The sequence below is a fragment of the Chryseotalea sp. WA131a genome (assembly GCA_025370075.1).
Taxonomy (GTDB): domain Bacteria; phylum Bacteroidota; class Bacteroidia; order Cytophagales; family Cyclobacteriaceae; genus ELB16-189.
In genome coordinates this window covers 4,630,293-4,650,531 of sequence record CP073016.1, presented here as the reverse complement: position 1 = coordinate 4,650,531, position 20,239 = coordinate 4,630,293, and the positions used below count along the sequence as shown (strand labels likewise).

The window sequence follows — 20,239 nt, the reverse complement described above, 5'->3', positions numbered from 1 at the left end:
TGGATTACGCGTCAACCCCGCCTGGCGCAAAGCTTCTATGCTATAAAAAAGTAGGCGTCTAGGGAGAAAAGTAGTCCTTCACTAAATTAGAGAAGGCTACAAAATATATGTTTCAAATTAGTCTTTAGATCGGCTACCAAGTGATTTTATCGAAACCAGTACCTATTAAATGAATACTACCATGTATTTTTCCATCGCATCTAATAATCCAAGATTATGCACTACAGAATTCAGGCTTTGGATTGGTGGATCGGGCGTATTGATTTTACTTAAAAATAAAAACTTAAAGGCAGCTCGATTCTCCAGCTGCCTCTCCTTTTACCACCCCAACCCGTAATCCTCTCCGTGGTTACTGCTTCCGCCCCAAAACGTGCCGTTCACCCAATCGAACCAAATGGCATTGATCGGGCCACTGGTTCTTTCTTGGTAAGTAATCTTGTAACCCATTCTACCTAAATCTTTGCGCACCCAAGCCGGCATTGCGCTGTTCAGTGTGAGGCCTCCCGGAATTTTTTCATGATCGCCAAAGCTGCTGTACATCTGCAAAGTTTTAAAGCTCGGTGCCTCACATGCCTCTTGCACCGTCATTCCAAACTCCACCATGTTCAAAAAGAACTGCAGTAATAATTGATCTTGCTCGTCACCCGCTTGTTTCGCAAAAGATAAAAATGGTTTTCCGTCTTTCAATGCCAGCGTTGGCGTGAGCGTTACCCGAGGTCGCTTGCCAGGCTCCACCACATTGAAGGGATTTTCTTTTGCATCCAACACAAATGATTGCATACGTTGGCTCAAGCCCACACCCGTATTCCCTGCAACGCAGGCAGGCACCCAGCCACCACTTGGAGTAATTGAAACCACCCACCCCTCCTTGTCGGCCGCCTCCACAGAAGTGGTGCCAGCAGTAAAGGATTCCAAAAATCTTTCGTCCAACGGATTAGTGATTTGAAAGTTACTTGCTTGCGAGTTGCCCCAGTTTTTTAATAAGTCATTGTACGGATTTTGTTTGCCTTCATATGGATAAGGATCACCGGGACTTGCCTTGGCATCATTGCGGTCGTTGTTAATCAACTTCATGCGCTCTTTCGCATACTCTTTTGATAACAATCCTTTGATGGGTTCTTCCGGTGCTAAAGCCGGATCACCATAATAAAAATCTCGATCGGCAAAAGCTAAGTTCATTGCTTGATACACGGTGTGGATGTAGCGAGTAGAATTATAGCCCATGCTTTTCAAATCATAATTTTCCAAAATATTCAGTGTCTGTAAAAAGGCAGGGCCTTGTGTCCACTGCTGCAATTTGTACACCTCAACGCCTCTATAATTAGTAGATAGTGGTTCTTCAATTTTCACTTTCCAAGTGGCTAGATCTTGCTCGGTGATCAGGCCGCCCTGTTCTTGTGTGCCACGAGCAATTTCTTTGGCAATATCTCCTTTATAAAACCGGTCGTAAGCCGCATAGATGGCCGCCTTACGATCTTTGCCCTTCTTCAATGCGAGCTGCTCGGCCTCTACCAACTTTTGCAACGTTGTCAATAAATCTTTTTGCACAAACACTTCACCTGCGTTTGGCGCCTCACGCTTTTCCCCCAGATGAGGAAGAAAAATCTTTTTTGAGTACGGCCATTGCTTAATCTGATCTTTTCCACGTTCGATCGAATTGGCGGTCTGCGCTTCTATTGGATAACCCTCTGCCATTTGCATAGCAGGTGCTAGTACTTCCTTCAAGCTCATGGTGCCATACTCTGCCAACATTGTCATCAAACCACCAGGTGTGCCGGGTGTTACGGCTGCCAAAGGTCCAAATTCAGGCGGGTACTTCATTCCTTTGCCTTTGAAAAAATCGGCCGTAGCACCTGTTGGCGCAACCCCCAATGCATTGATGGCAATCACTTTCTTGGTTTTCGGGTTGTAAATGAGTGCCTGGGTTTCTCCTCCCCAACTCAATACATCCCACATGGTGCAACTGGCCGCCAACATGGCGCACGAGGCATCCACCGCATTTCCGCCTTTGGTAAAAATCATGGCACCGGCCGTGGCCGCCAGTGGCTTGCCCGTAACGGCCATCCAATGCCTGCCGTGCAGCGGTGGCTTTTGTGTGGTAACTGGTAGGTTGTTGAACGATTGACCAAATGAAAATAATGGAAGGACTGTGAGAAGGATGGCTAGCCTTAATTTCATAAAGTTGCTTTTAAATTAGTGAGGTAAAGTAATCCAATTTAGGTGTTACTCTGGTACCCGATTACATGGGCGGAAAATCGATTGGATCAAAAGACAAAACCGACTAAAATGATTTGCGAATAGCGGGATTTAGCAACCACACAAAGTTGCTATATTTGCCCTTTCATGACCAGCGAAATAACTAAAAATAAGTTCCGTAAGAAGAAGTTGGGAAGCTACCCATTTGTGAGTGTAGTCTTTAGCATCACGCTTGCACTTTTTGTGATTGGCGTATTTGGGGCATTGGTCATCTACTCCAAAGAGCTAGAACGAACCGTTCGTGAGAATATAAAAGTTCAAGTCTATCTCAAAAACCAGCTCACTCCCGAACAGACGAAGCAAATTGAAAAAGCACTGACAGCAAAATCATTTGTCAGCAAAGGTGGAGATGCTATTAAGTTCATCAGCAAAGAAGAAGCAGCCAAAAAGTTTATTCAAGAAACAGGAGAAGACTTTAAAAAATTCTTAGGTGAAAATCCGTTGCGGAATGCTTTCTTGGTGAGGATCGATCCTGCCTTTCAAGACACCACACTCCTAAAAAAAGTAAAAAAAGAAGCAGAACAAATTGCGGGTGTATTTCAAGTTGACTACGTGCCCTTAGTGGTAAGTTCGATTAATCAAAACATTACTAAAATTGGTTTAATCGTGATGGCATTGGTATCCTTGCTACTAGTTACCATTGTATTGCTCATCAATAATACCATTCGCCTCGCCTTATTCTCGCAACGGTTTTTAATCCGCAGTATGCAATTGGTAGGAGCCAACCGTTGGTTCATTCAAAAACCATTTTTGTTACGTGCTGTTTTGCATGGAATTATTGCCGGCTTGGTTGCCTCTGGGCTACTGATGGTTTTGCTATCGCTGGCCACCAGGCGCATTGAAGAACTGACACTGATTCAAAATACCGATCGACTCTTTTTACTGATGAGCTCATTGATTTTGATGGGTATGGTGGTAGCGGTAACCAGCACCTATCGGGCCGTAGCTAAATATTTGAATTTATCATTGGACGAACTTTACTAGAACCGTATTATTAGAACAATCTATTTATGAACAAGCTCGCTTTCGGAAAAAAGAATTACCAATTCATGATCATTGGTGTGGCGGTATTGCTGATTGGCTTCCTCATTATGTCAATGGATAAAGAACCGTATGGATTTGGTTTTTTGGGATTGACGCTCGGTCCCATCGTGGTGCTTGCGGGATTCGGAATTGAAATCTATGCCATCCTTCATACACCGGCCGAAACGAAGGGTACCAAAGAGAACAAATAATTTCCATGTCGATTATTGAAGCCATTATACTCGCCATCGTGGAGGGTATAACCGAATTTTTGCCAGTGTCTTCCACCGGGCACATGATCATTGCCTCTTCTTTGATGGGCATTGCCGAAAATCCCTTTACTAAAACCTTTACGGTGGCCATCCAGCTAGGGGCGATTTTTTCAGTGGTGGTTTTGTATTGGAAAAGATTTTTTCAAACAATCAACTTCTATATAAAACTGTTTGTGGCCTTTTTGCCGGCCGCAGTGATTGGTTTTTTGTTGAATGATTACATCGATCAACTTTTAGAGCGAGTAGAAGTGGTAGCAGTCATGCTTATCCTTGGCGGGATTGTTTTTTTGTTCATCGATAAGCTGTTTAAAAAGACCGAAGAAAATGAGGTGCCAGAAATCAACTATACCACTGCACTTAAAATTGGTTTCTTTCAAACTATTGCCATGATACCCGGAGTATCTCGGTCAGCCGCCACCATTATTGGGGGGCTCACACAAAAACTCACCAAAAAGACAGCTGCGGAGTTTTCCTTTTTCTTGGCCGTGCCTACCATGGCTGCCGCCACCGGTTATAAACTTCTAAAATTTTACAAAGCCGGAAATGGATTTTCATCGGATGAAATAATGATCTTACTTGTTGGCAACGCAGTTGCTTTCATAGTGGCCATGTTGGCAATCAAATCATTCATTCAATTTTTGACCAACAATGGATTTAAATTGTTTGGCTACTATCGCATTGTTTTGGGTGTAATCATTCTAGTGCTTTATCTATCTGGAATTAAACTCTCGGTGTAATTTCCTTATGGAAACCTTTCCATCACCAGCAGAAGGGCGCGTGCTACTAGTGAACAAACCATTGGATTGGACTTCTTTTGATGTGGTGAATAAACTTCGCTATAAACTGAAAATCAAAAAAATCGGACATGCCGGCACACTCGATCCATTAGCGACCGGGCTTTTGATTATTTGTACGGGAAAACTCACAAAAAAAATTGATGAATATCAAGCGCAGGAAAAAGAATACATAGGCCACTTTGTAATTGGGCAGACTACACCTTCTCACGATTTGGAAACAGAAGTATCTCTTCCAGTTGATATCTCGTCCCTTGCAGAAGAGCAAGTTTACACGGCAGCGAAGAAGCTTACGGGCACCTTGCAACAAATTCCGCCCCTGCATTCGGCCATTAAAATAGATGGAAAGCGTGCCTATAAATTGGCTCGCAAAGGTGCAGATATCGAATTGAAACCTCGAGAAGTGACGGTTTCTGAATTTGAAATTACCTCCATCGAAAAACCAAAAATTTGTTTTCGGATTGTTTGTTCGAAAGGAACATACATTCGCAGCCTTGCTCGCGATTTTGGAAATGAGTTGGGCGTAGGTGCTTACCTCGCTTCACTTTGCCGAACCAGAATTGGTAATTTTAAGTTAGAAGAAGCAAAGACCTTAGAAGAAATCAATTGATAGCCCGCCATGAGGATTTATTATAGTCTAGATGATTTTGCATCAATAAAAAATGCCGTGGTTACCAGCGGCACGTTTGATGGGGTGCACTTGGGCCATCAAAAAATTCTGAACCGACTCAAGGAAATTGCGGGTAAGCATTTGGGCGAAACGGTGGTGATTACTTTCTGGCCACACCCTCGGCTTATTCTTAAACCAGAAGAAGATAGCCTTCGGTTGCTCAATACATTCGAAGAAAAAGCAGATCTTCTAAAGCACCAGGGCATTCAACACCTCCTGCGGATTCCTTTTACCAAAGAATTCTCACAGATCAATTCACAAGCCTTTATCAAGAATATTTTAGTGGATACGATCGGCACTAAAAAATTGGTAATTGGTTACGATCATCGTTTTGGCAACAACCGCGAAGGTAGTTTTGAGCAATTGAAATTAAACGGTCCTACCTATGGTTTTGATGTAGAAGAAATTGAACGGCAAGATGTGGATCACATCGCTGTAAGTTCTTCAAAAATCAGATATGCTTTGGAAAGTGGTGACATTGAAACAGCCATTCATTTTTTAGGAAGGCCTTATTCCATGACAGGCCAAGTTGTGAAAGGAGACAAGTTGGGAAGGGTGTTAGGCTACCCAACGGCTAACATCGATTTAGATTCACGTCTAAAATTAATTCCTTCAGACGGTATCTATGCAGTAACAGTCAAATATGAATCCACCATTTACAAAGGCATGTTATACATTGGTAACCGACCAACAGTAAACGGAACAAAACGGGTGATTGAAGTAAACCTGTTCGATTTCAACAAAGAAATTTATGGCGAAAGTTTAACGATCTATTTCCATTCATTAATTCGCTTGGATAGTAAGTTTCAAGATTTGGAAGCATTGAAAAAGCAATTGCACGATGATAAAGAGAAGGCATTGAACCTTCTAAAAAATAGCTAGCTTTCGTCTAATTCTAGCATCAACCGCGATTCTTCTAAATCCAACTCTCGCTCAATCTTTCGCAGTGCCTCATCACCAATCTCTCCCTTCTTTCGCATATTCTCCAAAAACATTCGCTCTTGGCTAATCAAGGCATGTTGAATATCTAAAAATTGTTTGATCTGTTCTTCGGTTAACTTTTTTTCGTCTGGTTCCTTTTTCAACCGTTGAATTCTCATTTCATATTTCACTTTGATCTTGTTCAAAATCCGATCATCGAGCCCCAGCGAATAATTTTCTTCAATGTGTTCTATCAGCGATGCAGCCATGGCATAGCGCGCCTTGTCTTCACTTTCTTTCGTGCTGGGGTCGGGTTGAATCCCCAATTTTTTTATCAGCCCAGGCAGTGTCATACCTTGAAAAACCAGCGTGGAAAAAATAACGGCAAAGGTTAAAAATATAATCAAATCGCGGTTGGGAAAGGCGGTGCCATCACCAAATACTATTGGCAACGCCAAGGCTGCAGCCAACGAAACTACTCCGCGCATACCCGACCAGGCAACAATAAAAACATTGGCCGCTGGTGGGCGTTTTTCACGTTCGCGAATGCGCTTGCTAAAAAAGCGTGGAAGGTAAGCACCCGGATACACCCACAGAATTCGGGCCACAATGGTAGCCAAACTAATCGCCACACCATACCATAAAAGTGTAGCAAACGAATGCTGGGTAATGTTGGAAAGAACATGCGGCAATTGCAAACCAATCAAGATAAAGATCAAGCCATTTAGAATAAAAGTTACCGTATCCCAGGTAGCCCACGCTTGCATGCGCGCCTCGTGTTTAAATATTTGAGACGATCGCTGACTTAAAAATAAACCACACGAAACAACGGCTAGCACACCTGAAACATGCAGCATGGGATGCTCAGCAATTACGTAGGCAACATAGGGTGCAATGAAGGTCATCACTGTATCAGTGGTGGGATTGTCTGGCGTGATTTTATGAATCCAAAAAAACAATTGGCCTATCGCCAGTCCAATAACAATACCTATCGCTGCCACATAAATAAAATTGATGCCTGCCAGCCAAAAGATAAAAGTTCCAGTGGATGTAGCCGCAATGGCATAGCGCATGGCAATCAAACCGGTGGCATCGTTCACCAAGCTCTCGCCTTCCAAAATTGTAATCAATCGCTTAGGCACTTTTAGGCCAACGGTAGCTGCAGAGGCTGCCACCGCATCTGGCGGAGAGATGATTGCGCCCAACACAAACGATTCGGGCCAACCAAAACCCGGAATTGCATAATGGGCGATAGCGGCCACCACGGTGGTGGTAAACAGAACGCAACCAACTGCCAACAATGAAATCGATCGGATATTCGACTTAAAATCGGGCCACGAGGTAGTCCAAGCTGATGAGTAAAGCGCAGGTGGCAAGAATATTAAAAAGATTACCTCAGGACTCATCTCCACCACCGGCAGGTTTGGAATAAGACTGATCCCAATACCCGCCAATACCAACAAAACCGGATATGGAATTTTTATTTTATCGGTAACTTCTGCCAAGGCAGTAACCACGGCCAGTAACAATAGAATGACGGTAATGTTCTCTAAATGCATCCGATAATCTGATTATGACAGTTGCTAATATACAGTATTGATTAAAATCTATTCAGCATGAAAGTATTACACGCTAAAATATTTTGGGTAATGATTTAGGCGATTGAACCTTTTGCATAACTTCATGTTTAGTAATCAACCATGCGAATATCTGTCTCCCGAAAAGAACACTTCAATGCAGCCCATCGTTTGTTTAATGCCGAGTGGACATTTGAAAAAAACGAGGCCGTTTTTGGGAAATGTAACAATCCTAATTATCACGGTCATAATTACGAATTGATTGTTACCTTAATTGGTGAATCTGACCCTGAAACTGGATATGTATATGACCTAAAAGTGCTCAGCGATTTGATAAGGGAAAATATTCTAAAACATTTTGACCACAAAAACCTTAATTTAGATACACTCTACTTTAAAAACTTAAACCCAACTGCCGAAAACATTGCAGTAGTGATTTGGCGTATACTGAGGCAATTGATTGATAATCGTTACGAACTAAAAATAAAACTCTATGAGACCGAAAGAAATTTCGTTGAATATCCTGCATGACGATGACTATGAGCACCCGGTCTCATCGCACGATACCCCTTTGCGGCCAGATGCTTTTGATTTAACAGATGAAGAGAAAATTCAAAAGATAGAAACCCACTTTCGTGAAATCATGACCGTGCTGGGATTGGACTTAACAGACGATAGTTTGAAAGGCACACCCAAGCGCGTGGCGAAAATGTTTGTGCAAGAAGCCTTTAGTGGTTTGAATCCTGCCAACAGACCCAGCACACGTCTGTTCGAAAACAAATACAATTACGATCAAATGCTGGTGGAGAAAGACATTACTTTTTTCTCGCATTGCGAACATCACTTTGTGCCTATTTATGGCAAAGCGCACGTAGCCTATTTTTCATCAGGCAAAGTGATTGGACTTTCCAAGATCAATCGCTTTGTTCAGTACTTCGCCAAGCGTCCACAAGTACAAGAGCGATTGACGGTGCAAATCGGTAGAGAGCTAGAGCGCGTATTAAATACACAAGATGTGGCCGTGGTGATTGATGCCAACCACATGTGCGTGGCATCGCGAGGGGTTAGCGATACTAACAGCAAAACAGGCACTGCCTATTTCTCTGGTAAATTCAAAGACGAGAACACCAAGCGCGAGTTTTTGAATTACGTGAACCATTAACCGTTTCCCTAAAATCGTCTGATTAGGTCTTTGAAAGGGGTAGCAAAAAAGTTATCTTTGCGCTGCAATTCTCAAAAACGGGCTTTTTAGCTCATAAATCAACAAAAAACATGGGAAGACCTCCAATTTTACCAAAAAAGAAGAAAGATGGCTGGTACATAGAAGTGCGCAACAAAGGCGCAAAGTCTGGCCTTATTTTAATCCGCGATAGCGAGCAAGCAATGATGCAGGCCGCCAAACAATATGAGACCACCAAAGATGTGCTCATATTGGGCGAGCACCGCAACGGAAAAAAAGTAGAAGATAAAAAAGCAAAGAAAGTAAAGGCGTTATAAAACCCATTTACCCTTTGATATGAAAGCCTTAGCAAACGCTAAGGCTTTCTTTTTATGCTAAGCTAATTAGCGCGAATCCGATCGAAAAACTGCATTAACAACGAAGAACAATCGGCTGATTTGATGCCCTTCACCACTTCTGTTTTACCGTGCAGCAAAGGACTTTTAATAATCGAGTACCCACGCTGCACGTCCTCGGCCCCGATTACCAATCGCTGTAACTGCACCCAATGCAGCGCACCGGCACACATCACGCAAGGTTCCAGCGTAACATAGAGCGTGCATTCATTTAAGTACTTTGATCCTAATTCGTAAGATGCGGTGGTAACGGCCAACATCTCCGCGTGTGCAGTAGCATCGGTAAGCTTTTCGGCTTGGTTATGTGCGCGTGCAATAATTTTATTTTTGCAAACCACAATCGCGCCCACAGGCACTTCGCCAGCATTCAATGCTTTATGAGCTTCTTTCAAAGCTTCCTCCATGTACTGGTCATCGGACTTAACAAGAGAAATCAAAAGCCGTTATTTACTCCTTACGAATTCAATTTCAACCCGGTCATTGTATTGACCTAGCGTTCCTCCTTCTGCGTACAACGGAATTTTTCCACCTTCGCCCTTTACACTGAGCCTGTTTGCCTCAATACCTTGACTGATCAAATAATCGCGAACAGATTCAGCCCGTTTTAACGATAGGTCTTTGGCCGACATTTTTTTGGTGGTTACATCAGTGGAAGGATTGGTGCCAAAAAAAGAAGAATTAGGACCGCGCGTAAATGATTCGCGTGGTTGGTTTCCGTTTACATGGCCATGTATTTTAATTTTATACTTCATGTTTTCTTTCATCAAATCGACTACACCATCCAATTCATTTTGTGCCGATGGCAAAAGAAGTGAAGTATTTTTAAAAAACTTTACATTGTTAAAATCCACATAGTCTCCCTTCTTGGCCCTTACCACCGGCAGCTCGATAATGGTCTCTCCGTCTGATCCTTTTTCCCCAATTGGATTTTGGTAATTGAAGACAATGCTAGCCGGGCTATAGCCTGCCACTTGAGTAACGATGGCATAAGTGCCTCGCTTATTTTTTGGGGGCTCCAAGTAAATTACCTCACCCGTTTTAAAGACTTGGTATTGGGATGCCTTTACGGCCTCTTGTACATGTATCTCGCCTGACCTAACTTCAGAATTATCGGAGGTGTTTAGTAACCTAATTTGAAATGGCTTGCCCTTTGGCTTTGGTTTTTCAACTACTACAGGCTTTTCTGGTTCAACTTTTTTTGTTGTGGAAGAATCGATTGGAGGAGTTACCACTGGAGGTTCTATTTGCTTGACCTCCTCTATTGGATCTGGTTTCTTTTCTTCCACAGGCTCTGCGATAGGCTCTGCTTTCACAATAGGAACGGAATTTTGAAATGACTCTTCATACACCCACGCATCTTTGTATTCTGTTTCGACACGTAGTTTTACAGCTAATGCATAGGCCTTTCTCTTTTCTATTGTATTCAATACAAAAACATAATTCAACCTATTGGCTGGGTTTATTACTTGCCCTGCCTCATAGCCTTGGCTTTTGGCTTTTTCAAACAAACGCTGCGCATTTACAGTTCGCTTAAAGACACCTATGGTAACCTTGTAATTCGTTTGAGAATAGAGTGATGCGGATAGAATAAAAGCAAATACAAAGAGTAGGTAAGATTTCATAAACGTAGGGGTTTGGATTCTGCAAGTTAACCATTTATGCGCAAACATTCCAATTCGTAACGCTATTTCTACCAATCAGGTAATTTACTTTAATCTAATAGTTGGGCAAAAGATTCCTTTGCGTGGTGCATGGTAACAAACTTTCCAGACTAAGATTTTGGTGTCTTACCCAATCGATCGGTAATCTCTTTCAGCATCTCCACTTGTATTTGCTGAATCTCAAATAACCTTTGTTGTTGGTTCAATATTAAATGATCCATTTTTTCATGAAGCATCCGGATTTCCAATTCAGCTTTTAGGTTTACTTGGTAATCGTGTTTGGATCGCTCTCGGTCTTTTTCTTCTTGTCTATTTTGGCTCATCATGATAACGGGTGCCTGCAGGGCTGCCAAGCAAGACAAAATCAAATTGAGCAATATAAATGGATAGGGATCGAATGGCTTGGTAAAGAGATAAAGATTTATCCCGATCCACGCAAAAAGAACCATAAAAAATGAAATGATAAACGTCCAGCTTCCGCCAAATTCAGCAATGAGATCTGCCAGCCTCTGCCCATAGGTTAGTTTTTCTTCTACTGCTTGATCGACATCATTGGCAATCGTTTCGTTTTTGTGGAGCGCTTCAATTACTTCCTTTTCTAATTGCGATAGCGTGCCCACATCATTGCGCAAAGAAGACTCAATGTATTTGTTTCGGAATTGGTTGAGCTCGGACATCGACAAGCAGCAATCCTCATTGAAATGAGGATGCTCTTGCCGAATTTGATTGAGAATGCCTAGTCTGATTGTGCGGCCATCTACTTTTTGATTGGCTGCAAATTCTCTGCCCGTAAGGTCGCTTTTGAACTTTTCCATTGACAGAAAGTTCAGTAGAAAAAACTACTCTTCAATAATTTCTATTTCAACCCGCACATTTGATTGCGCCTGGGCGTGATCTTCTTCGTACAACGGCCTTTTACCACCCCACGCCTTTACTTTCAAACGGGTTGGGTCAATACCTTCTTTGATCAGATAAGATTGAATCACCTTGGCGCGCTCTTCTGAAAGCTTTTTGGCTGAACCAAAACCTTCTTTTACATCAGTGGTGATAGCAAAGAAGTTTTTTGATTCACCCATGGAAATCACTTTGCCGTGGGCATTGCCATTGGTGTGGCCATGTATTCTTATTTTATACGTGGGGTTCTCCTTCATCATATCCAACAAGCTGTTCATTTCATATTTTGATTCCGGTCGCATAATGCCCGCATCCTTATAAAAGAAGACATTATACATTACTGCATAATCGCCCTTCTTCAAACGAACCAACTCGAAGGGCACTACAGCCTGGTTTTCTTCTAGTTTAATACCCTCGGTAGCTGATAAGTCATTCAAATTAGCAATGGTGGTAATTTTTCGATAGCCAAATACTTCGCACACAAAAGAAACGTTGCCAGATTTATTGACTGCCTTGACATTTACAGATTCATTCCCAGGATAGCTGGCGACTTTGCGGGGTTTTGTTTTATCTAAATCTATCACATCCACATCGCCTTGAATATCGTGGGCGTCTACATGCGTGAATACTTTAAACATCATCCGCTTGCTTCCTGCCTCCACTTTTTCGATTTGAGTTGCTTTATGTCGCATGGAATCTTCTTGCTCAGTAGGAGGCACCATCGTTTCCGTAGGTTGGGCTGTTAAAGTTCCTGATGCAGTTGAAGTACTTGCACTGCCAGGTTTATCTCCTTCAGAAGAATGGTTTGGTACTTTGGTGCTTTCAGTTAGCGACACATTGTCTTGCGCCACTACCAAATTGATCTTTTCAACTGCAATCGGGTTGCTGTCATTCCCTTTCACTTGATTTTCACCCAGTAAGCCGGTGTAAACCCAAGTATCGGAATATGGAGTTTTTTCTCTCAATTTTTTGGCCTCTTCAAAGGCTAGGCTTTTGTCGTCTGTATGCAGCACAAAAACATAGAATAGTTTGCGCAGCGGGTTAATTGAATACTCTGCCGAAAGATTATTCTTTCTCGCATTCTCAGTAAATTCAATCGCATTTTTTGGGATTGAAAAGACGCCTATGACTACGTAATTCGAATTCTTTTCGTCTATCTGGCCATTGGTGGCTGAGACCTTCAAATTCAAAATGACCGTCAAAGCAAAAAGTAAAAGAGACAGCTTTGTTTTCATAACGGGTTTTTTTGGTTGAGTAGAAATTTGAAACATACTAATCAAATAATTTAAGCAAATATAATCAAAACATTAAACTTCAAACAGTTATACCAAAATTTATTTTGAATAAACCCAAAACAAGCACTCGATTACCTCTCCAGAATCGTCAACCAGGGCGATCTTATGGCTCCCAGGCTTTAATGAAATGGCCCAACATCCAACTCATACGAAAAAATTTAAGGCGTAAATCCATTGATGAAGGTGGGAACATCGGGTTGAAGTGTGTGCGGCAACATTTTGCCATCATCCAAAAGTGCAGCATGCAGAAAAGGCTTTAAAATACTTCCCGAACTTCGGGGCAATTGCATGAGATCAACTTGCTCATTGCTTTCTGCACCTAAGCGTTATTGCCTACATTATGCCAACACTTTAACGCTATTCACCTCTGCTATTAGGATGGCAGCATTGTTTATTTTGTTTCCGCGCAAGCGGTTGCAAAGCTTCTTTTTACAAAAAAATCGTTTAATTTTTAATGCAAAAAATTGAGGATCATGATTCTTTTCACTATAATTGAAAGCTAAATCTAAAACTTAACTAACATGAAACGCTTGTGCCTAAGTCTTTTAGTCATTACAATGATTGTATCCGTTGCAAAGTCGAACAACATTTTAGTGTCTAATGTAAGCCTTACCGGGCAAAATACATCGGCAGGACTAAACAACGCAGCAAATTTTACTTTTGTTAAATTTAATCTTTCTTGGGATAACTCCTTTCGGTTAGGCAGCGGCCCCAATAACTGGGATGCTGCTTGGGTGTTTGTAAAATTTCAAATTACAGGTGGCACTACTGGCTCTGGCTGTACAGCTTCCACCGTATGGAAACATGCTACCATTGCTACTTCTGGTCACTCCGGCCCGGCCTCTGCCTCTATTGATGGCGTATCTGATACACGAGGCGTTTTTATATATCGATCATCGAATGGTTCTGGAACAAACACGTGGACTGATTTTCAAATTAGATGGAATTATGCAACCGATGGAGTTCTTGATGCTTGCAGTGTAACAGTGAAAGTTTTTGCGGTAGAAATGGTTTACGTACCCACTGGTTCATTTTACCTTGGTGACGGTATATTTCCAGGAAACGGCCGTTTTGAAGGAACCCCCTATGGAGTTGGGAATGTATTTCAAGTGACTAGCACAACTGAGCCAGCCATCCTTGGAGGGGGGGGAGCTGGATCGCTGGGAAACAACAACACCACCGGCCAATTGATTGTGGATGATTTTAATACTGCCACTAGTCGGTCCATGGTTGCTTCTTACACCAACGGCTTCCCTAACGGATTCAATAAATTCTATTCTATGAAGTATGAAATTGGACAGGAGCAGTATATGGAATTTTTAAATACGTTGACAGGAACGCAGCAAGCAAGTAGAACTAATGCAATAGTTCAAGGTAACTTTCACGGAAGTGGCTCATCATCGCCCAGCGCCCGTTGTGGGGTAAAGTGCATTTCACCCCCATCTGGTGCGACCCCGGGACAGTATGCCTGCGATTTAAATAACAACGGCACAGTAAATGAAGTTAACGGAGATGGTAGGTATCTTGCCATGCCATTTCTTTCTTCGCCTGATGTATTGGCCTATTTGGATTGGTCAGGCTTGAGGCCGATGACCGAGTTAGAATTGGAAAAAGCTTGCCGTGGTGCGTTGGTCCCTGTACCTGGCGAATTTGCGTGGGGCAATGCCATAGCTACTAATGTTACCACCTTAACCAATGCTGGAGCCGACAACGAGTTATCAGCTACAGTAGGCGCAAACTACAATGTCAGTTTTTCAGGTCCTACTCGTGCAGGTATGTTTGCTACAGGTACTTCCACCAGAAGCCAAGCAGGTGCTACGTGGTATGGTATCATGGATATGACGGGAAATGTTTTAGAGAACACCGTTACAGTTGGAAATGTGGCGGGCAGATCATTTCGAGGAACAAATGGAAATGGAGCCCTCAATGCTTTCGGCCATGCGGATGTTGATTATTGGCCGGGCATCAATGGAAATAATGACCCCACTGCCCCCAATGGAACAAATGGAACTGTTGGTGTAACTGGTTACGCGGGCATCGGCATTGCTTTGGGTTCTTTTGCTAATGGTACGCAGTTCGCTCCTGTCAGCGATCGGCAGTTCAGAGCTGGGTGGAACGGCCTAGTCAATAGAAATAATAATACTGGTGGCCGTGGTTTTAGAACAGCTCCATAGATCTACAAAAATTATTTTTAAAAATGAAATCGAGGGCAAGCGTGCACTATTGGTTATTGGTGGCATTTTTGTGCTTGCCCCTTTTTTCTTTTGCCCAATATACAGGGGGAAGTGCTGATGGATTTTCCAATGGCACATTTTGTGGAAGCAATTTAACTGGTGGATCGCTCAGTGTTATTTCGTTAAGTACTATTTCTGGTGAAGCTACTTTTTGTTTCAACAGCGGCCAAAATTATTCTGTTAATGTTTTATCTGGAATAGCTACTTCGTTTGTATGGTCCAGCCCATCTGGAGGAACTGTTTTTGCAAGTCAGAATGGTGCAGCGAGCAGCGTTGCTAGTTTTGGTTTTGGAATTGCAAATGCCACTGTGCAGGTAACTGCCACGAATGGCTGTTCGAGTGCCACTGCATTGTTAGCCGTTACGGGCACGAATTGTAACATCACATTAGGGGGAAGTGCTGATGGATTTTCCAATGGCACTTTTTGTGGAACGAATCTTGCAGGAGGCGCACTAGGCCCTATCACTTTATCGGCTATTACAGGTGCAAGCCCTTATTGCTTCAATCTTGGTCAGAACTATTCGGCAACTGTCGTTAGTGGTTTGGCTACTTCTTTTGTGTGGAAAGTAACCAGCGGTGGCGGCACTGCCTCAAGCTCAGTGAGCACTACTATCTCTAGCATTGCGAGTATCCGCTTCCCTGGTGCAAGTGGATCTATTCAATTGGATGCCACCAACGGTTGCTTTAGTGACTCTAAAAGTATTGCCGTAACGGGACAAAGCTGCGATAACGCTTTAGGGGGTAATGATGATGGGTTTTCCAATGTCACTTTTTGTGGAAGTAACTTAACGGGCGGTGCGATTACTCCACTGACGCTAGGCGCGATTTCAGGAAACACTACACCTTGTTTTGATTTGGGAGATAATTATTCAGTAATAACTACCACTGGCAATGCAAACTCTTTTGTTTGGACTGTTCCCACTGGGGCGTCACAAACATCAGCTATCAATACCTTCACATCAAGTTTGAGCACTATCACATTTGGCGGATCGAGCGGAACTATTTCCGTAATTGCCAGCAACTCTTGTTATTCAGATACCAAATCTTTATTAGTAAGCGGTGTCAATTGTTTGGTTGCGCGAGGCGGAGTCAACGATGGTTTTGCTATGGCACAAGTCATTGATGTTCCATTGCCTGTTACATTAATTTCATTTACAGCCAAGGCACTTGAAAATGCAATTGAATTAAAATGGGTAACAGAAACTGAAATCAATAACGACTATTTTGAAATTGAACAATCAAAAGACGGGCGGGTCTTTTCGCCCGTTGGAAAAGTAACAGGTGCTGGCAACTCAAAAACAGTACAGAATTATTCTTTCGTTGATAAACAACCCTATCAAGGCATTTCCTATTATCGCTTAAAGCAAGTTGATTTTGATAAACACTTTGAGTATTCATCTACTTTAAGTGTTGAATACAATGGAACAACCGATAATTTTAATGTATTGATTTATCCAAACCCCACTGTCGGCTCAACCTTCAATGTGCGATTCAATACCTCGTGGGAAGGAAGTGATGTAACCATGGACATCAAGGACATTACAGGCAAAACAATATTCAAAAAGACATTCAACGTTACGGGTTCTCTTTTTATCAAACCGATTGATGAATCTTTAAAACCAGGTGTCTATTTGGTCATTTTCTATCATGCTGAAAAGAAAGTGATCAATCGATTGGTAATTCAGTAAAAAGAATAACGGCTAGGTCAACTCCCTACCCGATCAATTACCAAGTACTCTTTTTTTGAAATCGATTGGCGTGTAAGCAGCTCGGCTAAAAAACCCGTCAGAAAAAGTTGCACGCCAATCACCACAGCGGCCAAGGCCAAATAGAAAATAGGTTGCTCCGCTACATCACGCTTGAGTGGGATTTTTGAAATAAAGACAGAGTCGATTTTATCCCACAAAATTTTGGTGGTAAAAGCAAAGCCTACCAAAAAAGAAACAATGCCCCACGTGCCAAAAAAATGCATCGGGCGCTGAGCAAACCTGCCCACAAAAGTGATGGTGAGCAGATCTAAAAATCCCCGCACAAAACGCTCCCACCCAAATTTGCTATGCCCATATTTACGTTCGTGATGCTCCACCACTTTTTCAGTGATTTTGGTAAAGCCTGCCCACTTGGCCAACACGGGAATGTAACGGTGCATTTCACCATACACGGTAATGTTTTTGATGACGGAATGGTGATACGCTTTTAGCCCGCAATTGAAGTCATGCAAGGCAATACCCGAAATTTTTCGTGTGATGTAATTAAAAAATTTAGACGGAATTGTTTTTGAGATGGGATCGTGGCGCTTTTTTTTCCAACCACTTACCAAATGAAATTTTTGTTCTTTGATGAGTTTGTACAGGTCTGGAATTTCATCGGGACTGTCTTGCAAGTCGGCATCCATCGTAATGACCACCTCCCCTTTTGCTTCGCGAAAGCCCGTGTGTAAAGCGGCCGATTTGCCAAAATTTCGATTAAACTGAAGGCCCTTGAAACGTGGGTTTGCCGCACTTATTTTCTTGATCTCCTCCCATGTGCTATCGGTACTGCCATCGTCAATAAAAATAACTTCATACGAAAAGCCGTGCGTTTGCATCACACGGCTTATCCACTGACTTAGTTCGGGTATCGATTCCTGCTCGTCTTTGGCAGGAATAACAAGGGAGATATCCATTCAGGATTTTAAAACTCTACTGGTTGATTCTTCTTCACAAAAATAGCACTTATCAAAGAAAGTATTGCGTAAAGAATAAGACCAAAGGCATAACCCTTAAAGAGGCCAACCACAGAAAATTGATCTACAGACCTCTTTTTTGCGTCTTCCAATGCCTTGTCAATTTGATCCTCTGGCATTTTGAAGCTTTCCATCATCTTTTGAGCATTCTCAATTGAAACGTCTACAAGTTTTGTTGGAAGTTCCGGATCAATTACGGTGTAAAGAACTACCGTGAAAAGAGTAGAAACCACACCAAGAATTGCAAATACAGTAAATCCGTGGAGAAAGGCTTTTCCATATGGCAAAAATCCACCAATCTGACTTCGGTAGTTAATGCCTGAAAAAATAACCAATCCTAAAAATACAAAAAGCAATAGTAACATTTTCCAATCTGCAAGAAGAGCATAGTCGATTGCATAGAGTAAAATTGTTAGTGCAATACTCGCACCACCGAAAATGGCTCCCCATTTAATTGCGTGTTGAAATAAAGAACTTTCATTTGTAGTTGTTTTTTCCATGTTATTCGTTTTTTGGTTGACGTCTTAAAATTACGGATATAATGATGCTAATAAAAAAGCTGATGACAAAACTCTGCCAAAAGTAGTGTTTTGCCAAATTATACCCATTAGTAACAGGTAAGGCATTTAAATTACTTTCGTACACTTCTTTTCCTATTTGTTGAATAGCATCCGATGGGATGGCCTTCATTTGTTCTATTGCCAGCACAATATAAGTTGATAAGAAAGGCTTGTACACAAGGCAGCAGGCCCAAATCAGTCCACTGGTAATAAAAGCAAAAACAATAGTGAAAGTTAAGCAAGCAATCATTCCTTGCCAGAAATAGATGATACCTTTCTGGTAATTGTCTCGAATCTCCTTTACCGTTAGCGACAAAAACACACCAAACAAAATAATCCGAAAATCAAAAAACAATTGAAACAGCATGGGGTGCTTACCAATGGCATAAAGTGCCAATAAGATGGCAAAGCCAAGTACACCCGCAATGGCGCCATTGCGAAGTGAGATTTTTGCGATAGGGTTTTGCAGAAAAGACACGGGAGCGATTATTCTTCCATTTTCATTTTACCATTGTTAAAAACTGCTACGACCTTGCCCTTCAACGTTTGCCCCAGCCAAGGTGAGTTTTTTGACTTCGAAAAGTTTTGGCTTGCATCAAATGTCCATTCGGCACTGGGGTCAAACAGTGTGAGGTTGGCTTTGGAATCTTCTTCAATGATGGGTACTTCCATCTTTAAAATCTGTCGTGGGGTAACCGTTACTTTTGCAATCAAGTCTTCCATATCTACCGATTTGGAAAGTAAGACCAACTGCGAAGCGAACGTCTGCAGATTGGTGATACCGAAATCGGCCATATCAAACTCCACCATTTTACTTTCTTCGTCTTGTGGCAAATGGCCGCTTGTCAACACATCAATGGTGCCATCGTTCAAACCTTTTATCAAGGCTTCGTTGTCGCTTTTTTCGCGCAAGGGCGGATTAAGCTTGTAGTTCGTATCAAAGTCAACCAACAAATTGTCTTCCATCAAAGGCTGATAACTGGTGATATCGCACGTGATGTTCAAGCCTTTCTTTTTAGCGGCACGCACCATCTCGATTGTTTTGGCAGTAGATACTTTTGAAAAATGTAATCGACCTCCAGCATAGCCAAGCAATTCTAAATTTTTGCGTACCGCCACTTCTTCAGCAAGGCGAGGCATACCTTTTAACCCGAGCGAGGTGCTCACTTCACCCTCATGCATTTGACCAAACAAGTTCAGCCAATTGTCTTCGGGGTGGTCGATGAGAAGGCCATCAAACTTTTGAAGGTATTGAAGCGATTTCAAAAAAATGTCGGTATGCCAAACGGATTTTAGTCCATCGGTGAAGGCAATGGCACCTGCTTCGTGCAGGTCAATCATTTCCGTAAGCTCCTCGCCTTTGCCATTTTTGGTAACGTTGGCCAGGGCATGTATTTGCACCAATCGGTTGGCATTGCCTTGTGTGAGGTAAGCAATTTCGTTTTTGGTTTGAACAGCTGGATGGGTGTTGGGCAACACCGCTACTTCGGTGAAACCCCCGGCCGCGGCCGCACGCACGAGCGAGGCAATGTCTTCTTTGTGCTCTAAACCCGGGTCGCCCACAAACGCGCCCAAATCAAACCAGCCAATGCTGAGCAACATACCATCGGCATCAATCTCTTTATCGGCACTGTATTTTCTTTCGCCTACCTCAGCAATCTTACCATTGGCAATCAACACGTTTCGTTTTTTTAAATGATGCGGTGAGCCCGGTGAGATTATCTTGGCAGATTGAATGAGTATTTTCATAGGCTAGGTTGGAAGTTAGGCATAGTGTACAGC

General features: G+C 42.4%; 20 protein-coding genes. 10 read left to right on the top strand and 10 right to left on the bottom strand.

The window, feature by feature from the left end:
• Positions 1–318: 318 nt before the first annotated feature.
• Positions 319–2,178 carry a gamma-glutamyltransferase family protein gene (locus tag KA713_21465; GenBank protein UXE66964.1) on the bottom strand — a complete coding sequence of 620 codons (1,860 nt, stop codon included), beginning with the start codon at positions 2,176–2,178 and terminating at the stop codon, positions 319–321.
• 165 nt (positions 2,179–2,343) lie between these two features.
• Between KA713_21465 and KA713_21460 the strand changes: the two genes are divergently transcribed.
• From KA713_21460 to KA713_21440, 5 genes are read left to right on the top strand one after another with little or no spacing between them, the layout of a single operon-like run.
• The gene (locus tag KA713_21460; protein ID UXE66963.1) at positions 2,344–3,240 is read left to right on the top strand and encodes a permease-like cell division protein FtsX; all 897 of its coding nucleotides are present in this window, start codon (positions 2,344–2,346) and stop codon (positions 3,238–3,240) included.
• Positions 3,241–3,266: 26 nt separating this feature from the next.
• A complete protein-coding gene (locus tag KA713_21455; GenBank protein ID UXE66962.1) occupies positions 3,267–3,491 on the top strand; it encodes a DUF3098 domain-containing protein in 225 nt (74 codons plus the stop codon).
• A 5-nt stretch (positions 3,492–3,496) separates the two neighbouring features.
• Complete coding sequence (locus KA713_21450; GenBank protein UXE66961.1) at positions 3,497–4,288, top strand: undecaprenyl-diphosphate phosphatase; 792 nt, start codon at positions 3,497–3,499, stop codon at positions 4,286–4,288.
• 7 nt (positions 4,289–4,295) lie between these two features.
• Positions 4,296–4,955, top strand: coding sequence for a tRNA pseudouridine(55) synthase TruB (gene truB / locus KA713_21445; GenBank protein UXE66960.1), 660 nt, complete (start codon positions 4,296–4,298; stop codon positions 4,953–4,955).
• 9 nt (positions 4,956–4,964) lie between these two features.
• Positions 4,965–5,897, top strand: coding sequence for a bifunctional riboflavin kinase/FAD synthetase (locus tag KA713_21440; protein UXE66959.1), 933 nt, complete (start codon positions 4,965–4,967; stop codon positions 5,895–5,897).
• Here KA713_21440 and KA713_21435 read toward each other — a convergent pair.
• Positions 5,894–7,495 (bottom strand): Na+/H+ antiporter, encoded by a 1,602-nt coding sequence (locus KA713_21435; protein ID UXE66958.1) that lies wholly within the window; start codon positions 7,493–7,495, stop codon positions 5,894–5,896. The genes KA713_21440 and KA713_21435 overlap by 4 nt on opposite strands.
• Before the next feature lie 141 nt (positions 7,496–7,636).
• On the opposite strand from KA713_21435, the gene KA713_21430 reads away from it, so the two are divergent.
• The 3 genes from KA713_21430 (at position 7,637) to KA713_21420 (ending at position 9,010) form a co-directional block, all read left to right on the top strand.
• Complete coding sequence (locus tag KA713_21430; protein ID UXE66957.1) at positions 7,637–8,044, top strand: 6-carboxytetrahydropterin synthase; 408 nt, start codon at positions 7,637–7,639, stop codon at positions 8,042–8,044.
• Positions 8,007–8,675, top strand: coding sequence for a GTP cyclohydrolase I FolE (gene folE / locus KA713_21425; protein UXE66956.1), 669 nt, complete (start codon positions 8,007–8,009; stop codon positions 8,673–8,675). The genes KA713_21430 and folE overlap by 38 nt, the downstream gene beginning before the upstream one ends.
• 110 nt (positions 8,676–8,785) lie before the next feature.
• Positions 8,786–9,010 (top strand): hypothetical protein, encoded by a 225-nt coding sequence (locus KA713_21420; GenBank protein UXE66955.1) that lies wholly within the window; start codon positions 8,786–8,788, stop codon positions 9,008–9,010.
• A 62-nt stretch (positions 9,011–9,072) separates the two neighbouring features.
• Here the strand turns inward: KA713_21420 and KA713_21415 are convergent, their stop codons facing one another.
• The 4 genes from KA713_21415 to KA713_21400 all read right to left on the bottom strand — a co-directional run bounded on the left by KA713_21415 (position 9,073) and on the right by KA713_21400 (position 12,878).
• Positions 9,073–9,522: a nucleoside deaminase gene (locus KA713_21415; GenBank protein ID UXE69219.1), complete on the bottom strand. Its 450-nt coding sequence runs from the start codon at positions 9,520–9,522 to the stop codon at positions 9,073–9,075.
• A gap of 9 nt (positions 9,523–9,531) precedes the next feature.
• Positions 9,532–10,710 (bottom strand): OmpA family protein, encoded by a 1,179-nt coding sequence (locus KA713_21410; GenBank protein UXE66954.1) that lies wholly within the window; start codon positions 10,708–10,710, stop codon positions 9,532–9,534.
• Positions 10,711–10,859: 149 nt separating this feature from the next.
• The gene (locus tag KA713_21405; GenBank protein UXE66953.1) at positions 10,860–11,564 is read right to left on the bottom strand and encodes a DUF1003 domain-containing protein; all 705 of its coding nucleotides are present in this window, start codon (positions 11,562–11,564) and stop codon (positions 10,860–10,862) included.
• 24 nt (positions 11,565–11,588) lie between these two features.
• Positions 11,589–12,878 carry an OmpA family protein gene (locus KA713_21400; protein ID UXE66952.1) on the bottom strand — a complete coding sequence of 430 codons (1,290 nt, stop codon included), beginning with the start codon at positions 12,876–12,878 and terminating at the stop codon, positions 11,589–11,591.
• Positions 12,879–13,459: 581 nt separating this feature from the next.
• On the opposite strand from KA713_21400, the gene KA713_21395 reads away from it, so the two are divergent.
• Positions 13,460–15,112, top strand: a complete 1,653-nt coding sequence (locus KA713_21395) for an SUMF1/EgtB/PvdO family nonheme iron enzyme (protein ID UXE66951.1) — start codon at positions 13,460–13,462, stop codon at positions 15,110–15,112.
• A gap of 23 nt (positions 15,113–15,135) precedes the next feature.
• Entirely contained in the window at positions 15,136–16,860 is a 1,725-nt protein-coding gene (locus KA713_21390) for a T9SS type A sorting domain-containing protein (GenBank protein UXE66950.1), read from the top strand.
• Between the two features lie 17 nt (positions 16,861–16,877).
• Here KA713_21390 and KA713_21385 read toward each other — a convergent pair whose 3' ends face one another.
• From KA713_21385 to KA713_21370, 4 genes are read right to left on the bottom strand one after another with little or no spacing between them, the layout of a single operon-like run.
• On the bottom strand, positions 16,878–17,837 hold the full coding sequence (locus KA713_21385; GenBank protein ID UXE66949.1) for a glycosyltransferase family 2 protein: 960 nt from the start codon (positions 17,835–17,837) through the stop codon (positions 16,878–16,880).
• An 8-nt stretch (positions 17,838–17,845) separates the two neighbouring features.
• The gene (locus tag KA713_21380; GenBank protein ID UXE66948.1) at positions 17,846–18,397 is read right to left on the bottom strand and encodes a DUF4199 domain-containing protein; all 552 of its coding nucleotides are present in this window, start codon (positions 18,395–18,397) and stop codon (positions 17,846–17,848) included.
• A 1-nt stretch (position 18,398) separates the two neighbouring features.
• The gene (locus KA713_21375; protein ID UXE66947.1) at positions 18,399–18,935 is read right to left on the bottom strand and encodes a DUF4199 domain-containing protein; all 537 of its coding nucleotides are present in this window, start codon (positions 18,933–18,935) and stop codon (positions 18,399–18,401) included.
• A gap of 8 nt (positions 18,936–18,943) precedes the next feature.
• On the bottom strand, positions 18,944–20,206 hold the full coding sequence (locus KA713_21370; protein ID UXE66946.1) for a dihydroorotase: 1,263 nt from the start codon (positions 20,204–20,206) through the stop codon (positions 18,944–18,946).
• Positions 20,207–20,239: the final 33 nt, after the last annotated feature.